The organism is Mesorhizobium sp. M4A.F.Ca.ET.050.02.1.1, assembly GCF_003997725.1.
Classification (GTDB): domain Bacteria; phylum Pseudomonadota; class Alphaproteobacteria; order Rhizobiales; family Rhizobiaceae; genus Mesorhizobium.
The window spans coordinates 1-3,848 of record NZ_RZSG01000582.1 but is presented as its reverse complement, the minus strand read 5'-3'; the positions used below and the strand labels follow the sequence as shown (position 1 = coordinate 3,848).

Here is a 3,848-nt window from a genome sequence, read left to right as displayed (position 1 = left end):
GAGTCGGACATTTCCGAAATGTGCTCGCCCGTCAGCCAGAGCCGCAGGAAATCCTTGGGCAGCAGCACCTTCGCCACGTCGGCGAAGATCTTGGGCTCGTTGTTCTTCACCCAAGCGAGCTTCGGCGCGGTGAAGCCCGGAAAGACGATGTTGCCGGTGAGCTTGCGGAAGCGCGGATCGGCGTCGAGCGCGGCGGCCTCGACATGGCTGCGCGTGTCGTTCCACAGGATGCAGGGGCGCAGCACCTGGTCGCCGGCGTCGAGCAGGGTTGCGCCATGCATCTGGCCGGACAGGCCGATGCCCTTGACGGCCGCGAGTTCCTTCGGATGTGCGGCCTTGAGTTCGGCAATCGCTTTTTCGCAGGCCGCGATCCAGTGCGCGGGATCCTGCTCGGACCATCCCGGATGCGGCCGCGAGACATCGAGCGAGCCGTGACCGGAGCCGATGACGGTCTGCCCGGCATCGATCAAAAGCGCCTTGACGCCCGACGTGCCCAGATCGAGGCCGAGATACATGATGTCCTCCCAATGCCTTTAATTTTTTCGGATCTCGAAAAAATCTGGCTTGGCCAGTTCTTATGCCAAGATCCGCTTCGGGTCAATTCTCGGACAAATCGGCGGCGCGCCGCGAAAACAGCGCCGACAGCGGACTGTCCGGCCGCGCAAAGGCGCGCTCGCCCGTCAGCGCCCGCGCCAGCGGTCCATCGCCGGCGCGCAGGGCAGCCTCGATCAGCGTCAGGTCGATGACGTCGCGCTGCGCATGGCTGCCGCCGAAGCGGTTCGCGATCGAGCGTATGGGCCGGATCAGGCGCGCCGCCTCGGTGTAGTCAGCTTCGCCGAACGCCTTGATCGCCAGCGTCAGCGGATGGCCGACATCCCGGGTAAAAGCGGCGTTGTCGTCGCTGGCATGCATCGCCTCGCGCTGCGCCTCCAGCAAGGTCCTGGCCGGCGCCTCCAGCCCAGCGCCGACGAAAGCCATCATCGCATGGGCATCGTTGAAGGCATAGTTGCCGGCAGCAGCCTTGGGCGCCCAATTGGCGGCGAGAGCGGTCCAGCGATCGCCGACATCGACGCCGCCGAGATGCAGCCGCCACAGGATCGCCGAAGCATCCACCATGTTGAGCGCCAGTGTCGAGCGCGTGCCGTAGATCGGCCCGTCATAGAGCGCCAGGACTTCCTCGGTCTCGCCGAGATCGTAGTGGAACAGCGCAAGGTGCCACCAATTGTGCACTTTGAGGAAGCTGTCTTTCGTCCATGCGTCCGGGTTGGCGCGCATCCAGGCGATGCCGTCCTTTTGCCGGCTCTGCATTTCCATAACATGCGCGACCGCGTGCTGCGCCCAGCCGTCGCGCGGCTCGATCTCAATCGCCGTCCGGCCGAAGCCCTCAGCGCGAGCATAGTCGCCCATCTCCTCCAGCCCGAAGGCCTGCATGCCGAGAATGGCGTGGTAGCCCGGCATGCCCCTCTGCCAGGACGGCAGCGCGCGACCGATACGATCGCGCAGCATGCGCGCATTGCCGGTGAAGAAGTCGATCTGATGCCCGGTCTGCAGGGCCACCGCATCGAGCGGAAAATCGATGGCGATGTCCTCGAGCAGGCGCGAGGCGTCGTGCCAACGGCCCGCGGCGAGATGGCCGAGCGCCGCGATATGCGCCTGCTCGCGCGCCGTCGCCGCAAGCGGCAGCGCCGCTTCGTGACAGGCCCTGGCCACGGCCGTCGCCTCAGGCTCAGTGGCAAGCGCAAAGAGATAGCCCTTGAACACATGGGCCATGACGAAGCCGGGATCTTCGGCGATGGCGCGGTCGATGGTAGCGACCGGATCGCCGATAAAGCATTGCAGCTCGCGGACAGCCCTCTCATAGGGCGAAAATCCCGCCTCCGTCGCGCCGGAAAATGTCAGGCCGAATGCGTTCTTCAGCGCCATTGAGTGCCCTGCTACCGTCCTGATCGAACTGGACGTGATCCTAAAACATCGACACTCGGCTCGCCAACCGGCGAGGGGCGGCTTGCACCGTTTGGCTGGACCTGACTCAATTGCCCGAGCGCATCGCCATGGTGGCGATGCCGGCGCCGACCAGCAGCGTGCCGCCGGTGCGGTTGAAGATGCGAATCGCCTTCGGGTTGCGCACGACGTTGCGCGCCCGGGCCGCGATCAGTGCGTAGCCGAAGGCATTGGCGAAGGCGAGCGCCAGGAAGGTCGTCTCGAAGATCAGCATCTGCGGCCAGAAATCGGCGTGCCGGTCGAGGAACTGAGGCAGGAAGGCGACGAAGAAGGTGATGCTCTTCGGGTTGAGCGCGGTGACCAGCCAGGCATGCGCCATCATCTTGGCGGCGGACACCGCGTCGGTGCGCGGCTCGGCTTTCAGCGCCCCGCCGGCGCGGAACAGTTTGACGCCGAGATAGATCAGATAGCAGGCGCCGATCACCTTCAGCACGGTGAACACGGTGGCCGATGCCGCCAGCAGTGCGCCGATGCCGAGCATCGACAGCGTCATGGCGGTGAAGTCGCCGAGCGCGACGCCGACCGCCATCGGCAGCGCGGTGCGCCAGCCCTGGCCGAGCGCATAGGAGACGACCAGAAGGATCGTCGGACCCGGGATGACGAGAAGGATGGTGGAGGCGGCGGCGAAGGCGGCCCAGTTCTCGAAGGACATTTCCTCACTCCTTGAGCACAAAGAAAAGGATAAATCCTCGGGTCGGCCGGAATGTAAAGAGGCATCTTCGAAATGTTTGGGCGGCTGGTTCGGCCCTGCCGGCGGCGGCGACGGCCCTTAGGACCAAAGTCGGGTCCTTCACGCTTTTTCAACCATGATCGATGAAAATGCCTGCTATCCGGCCGGACCGTGCTTCCCGCCGACAGTGTAGGGTTTGGTGCATGCGCGAGTTGCCGCAAAGTTTGACGCCGCCTTCGAACGGCGATGCTATCGAAACCGGAATACAGCTTTCCCGCCGCAGCATGATCTCGGGCTTCGGCGCCGCGGCGCTGCTCGGCATCGCCGGCTGCAGCACCACCGAGACGCTCGACCTGCCGCAATTGCAGATCGACGACACCACCACCGGCTCGGTGCATCCCCTGCGCCCAGCGATCAGCGTCGACAAGAACATCACAGGCCCCGACGTCATGTATGCGTCGCTGACCGATGGGGGTTTCGAGGTGCCGGCGGTGCCCTACCTGAAGGTCAAGCCGGAGTTCCGCCGCCAGATCGTCGTCGACAAGACCGGCGAGGCGCCCGGCACCATCGTGGTGCACCTGCAGGAGCGCATGCTTTATCTGGTGCAACCCGGCGGCGACGCCATCCGCTACGGTGTCGGCATCGGCAAGGACGGCTTCCGCTGGTCGGGCCGCGCCAACATCCAGTACGGCAAGGAATGGCCGGTCTGGACGCCGCCGCCGGAAATGATCCAGCGCAAGCCGGAACTGGTGAAATGGCAGGGCGGCCAGCCCGGCGGCCTCACCAACCCGCTTGGCGCGCGGGCGCTCTACATCTTCCAGAACGGCAAGGACACCGGCTACCGCATCCACGGCTCGCCGGAATGGTGGAGCATCGGCCAGGCGATGTCGTCGGGCTGCGTTCGGCTGATCAACCAGGACATCATTGATCTTTACAGCCGCGTGTCGAAGAAGAACCCGGTGGTCGTGGTCTGATCCTCGGCCGCTGCCGGCGGCCGCTTTGGCGACTTGTCCAAGTGCGGTCTTTTCTCCCGTTGCGTCATCCAGCAAGACAGGCGAAGGTGCCCTGAAACCATCGCCCCGGGAGAGATCAAGCATGGCCGGAACTTTCGTCATCGCGCAGGGCGGCGGCCCGACCGCCGTCATCAATCAGACGGTCGTCGGCGCCGCGCTGGAGA

The 3,848-nt window shown here is 65.2% G+C and carries 4 protein-coding genes; 1 reads left to right on the top strand and 3 read right to left on the bottom strand.

Features of this window, described 5'->3' with window-relative positions:
- From EOA33_RS27290 to EOA33_RS27280, 3 genes are all read right to left on the bottom strand, one after another.
- The coding region (locus tag EOA33_RS27290; protein ID WP_245482450.1) for an FGGY family carbohydrate kinase at nucleotides 1–515 on the bottom strand (515 nt) is incomplete at its 3' end.
- An 82-nt stretch (nucleotides 516–597) separates the two neighbouring features.
- Nucleotides 598–1,923 (bottom strand): tetratricopeptide repeat protein, encoded by a 1,326-nt coding sequence (locus EOA33_RS27285; protein ID WP_126056935.1) that lies wholly within the window; start codon nucleotides 1,921–1,923, stop codon nucleotides 598–600.
- 106 nt (nucleotides 1,924–2,029) lie between these two features.
- Complete coding sequence (locus EOA33_RS27280) at nucleotides 2,030–2,653, bottom strand: LysE family translocator (protein WP_126056936.1); 624 nt, start codon at nucleotides 2,651–2,653, stop codon at nucleotides 2,030–2,032.
- A gap of 221 nt (nucleotides 2,654–2,874) precedes the next feature.
- On the opposite strand from EOA33_RS27280, the gene EOA33_RS27275 reads away from it, so the two are divergent.
- Nucleotides 2,875–3,645: a L,D-transpeptidase gene (locus EOA33_RS27275; RefSeq protein WP_126056937.1), complete on the top strand. Its 771-nt coding sequence runs from the start codon at nucleotides 2,875–2,877 to the stop codon at nucleotides 3,643–3,645.
- The last annotated feature ends 203 nt before the right edge of the window (nucleotides 3,646–3,848 follow it).